The organism is Pedobacter sp. 01N416 (assembly GCF_056399685.1).
The window spans coordinates 1-1882 of sequence record NZ_JBFTRT010000766.1 but is presented as its reverse complement, the minus strand read 5'-3'; the positions used below and the strand labels follow the sequence as shown (position 1 = coordinate 1882).

Annotated in this window: 2 protein-coding genes and 1 pseudogene; all 3 read right to left on the bottom strand. The window is 35.3% G+C overall.

Annotation, left to right across the window (positions count from 1 at the left end; genetic code table 11):
• Positions 1-445: pseudogene (locus AC1DND_RS26915) on the bottom strand (sensor histidine kinase); the annotation flags it as partial.
• Positions 442-1119, bottom strand: a complete 678-nt coding sequence (locus AC1DND_RS26910; RefSeq protein WP_477585800.1) for a response regulator transcription factor — start codon at positions 1117-1119, stop codon at positions 442-444. The pseudogene AC1DND_RS26915 and the gene AC1DND_RS26910, both read right to left, overlap by 4 nt.
• Positions 1120-1196: 77 nt before the next feature.
• Positions 1197-1796 carry an HD domain-containing protein gene (locus AC1DND_RS26905; RefSeq protein WP_477585798.1) on the bottom strand — a complete coding sequence of 200 codons (600 nt, stop codon included), beginning with the start codon at positions 1794-1796 and terminating at the stop codon, positions 1197-1199.
• Positions 1797-1882: the final 86 nt, after the last annotated feature.

The window sequence follows — 1882 nt, the reverse complement described above, 5'->3', positions numbered from 1 at the left end:
GCAATAAGGATAAAAGCAAAACAACCGTAATTCCGAGTGTTATTAAAAGAATTATTCTAATAAGGTCTTCTGATTCTACCCTCGATTTGGTTATGGTTACCTCAATGGTTTTACCATCTAAGTGTAGAACCGTAATCAGACTTCTCCCAGGTTCGTTTTCACGTTCTTTTGGGTTAAAATAAATTGTATTTAGAAATTCTCTTTCAGAAATAATCCCACTTAGTGTTTTATAAGATATCTGTTGATCGAGGTAACTTGCAGGCAGTGGGAGTTTATGAAAAGTGTTTACATACTGGTTAATTTCATTTTCTTCAACGGCTAAATCGCGATCTAATTTTTCGGTTAAAATAAAATGGATTACAACATAGTAAATAATCCCCGTAATGATTAATACAACGATAGAGGTTAAAATATTTGCTTTGTTATAACGGTTGGAGAGTTTCATAGATCACCAAATTTATAACCAATCCCATAAACAGAGCGAAGATAATCAGCCGCTCCTGCCTCAAGCAATTTTTTACGGAGATTCTTGACATGGGTATAAATAAAATCAAAATCATCCGACAGGTCCATTTCATCGCCCCAAAGATGCTCGGCCATGGCATTTTTAGTGACTACTTTATTGCGGTTAGAAAGAAAATACACCAGCAGATCGAACTCTTTTTTGGTAAGTATTATCTGATTGCCTTTAACAGCAATTTTCATTGCCGAAACATCCACCGTTATCTCGTTGAAAAGAATAACATTGTCGCCATCAAAATTCTTTCTGCGGATAATAGCACTTACACGCGCTTTAAGTTCTGACAAATGAAAAGGTTTGACTAAATAATCGTCGGCGCCAAGATCGAGCCCCATCAGTTTATCATCCAAAGAATGGCGCGCAGAAATAATCAGCACCCCATCTTTTTTTTTCAATTGTTTAAGCTTGGTTAATAATTCCAGTCCTTCCCCACCGGGCAGCCCTAAATCTAAAAGAATACAATCATAATTATAAAGCGATATTTTCTCATTGGCAGCGGCAAAATCCGAAGCGTGCTCACAAACATTCCCTTCACCGGTAAAATAGGCAAGTATACTCTCTAATAAAGCCTGTTCATCTTCAATGACTAAAATTTTCATCGGTTAATCATTTTGTTATTTAATTGGATATAAAGTAGTCATTAAAACCAGAAAATCAAACCTGTTATGTAAAACCTTTAGGTAAATCGCTGTATCAATTTTTCGAGGTTCAGATTCTTTTTTTTCTGCAATATTTGTTTACCAAAGGCGGTAAAGTATTCGTGCCCCGTAAGCATTTTGATGTTGATGGCATCCCATTCCCGATCTGTGTATACTAAACGAAGGTTTTCTTCCCACTCTCTTTTCAGCCGCGCGGCAAAATCAGTATAACTTTGAAGTGAAAAATGATAAAAATCAGCATCACATATTATTTTTTCTAAATCGGTATCTGGCAATTGAGGGTATTTTGTAGCAAGAATGCAGTTGCTTACCACTTCTATCTGATCGCGTTTAAGACCATTTTCCAGTAAAAATTCATATGCAATTTTGACACTGGCTAGCTCATGGCCAATATATTGTTTAATATAGCCCACATCGTGTAAAAAGGCTGCTAAAATAAGTGTCAGCAATTCATTTTCACTTACACTATTTTGCTTACCAATAATTTTAACGCCCTCTACAACTAACAAAGTATGCTCAAAACTATGAAAGTACATGTTTTTTGGTAGCTCCTTTTCAAAAAGTTCTTTAACAAAAGTTTCAACCTTTTTTAGCAATATTCCCTGCTCTTTTTCCATTTATCAATCTTCAATAAATAGTACAATATTATTGGCCAATTCTGAAGAAAAACTGTAGCGATGATACTTATGGGCAGTTGTCGAAC

Coding starts and splice junctions, on each gene's coding strand:
- AC1DND_RS26910 (WP_477585800.1), bottom strand. CDS start 1,119: ATGAAAATTTTAGTCATTGAAGATGAACAGGCTTTATTAGAGAGTATA.
- AC1DND_RS26905 (WP_477585798.1), bottom strand. CDS start 1,796: ATGGAAAAAGAGCAGGGAATATTGCTAAAAAAGGTTGAAACTTTTGTT.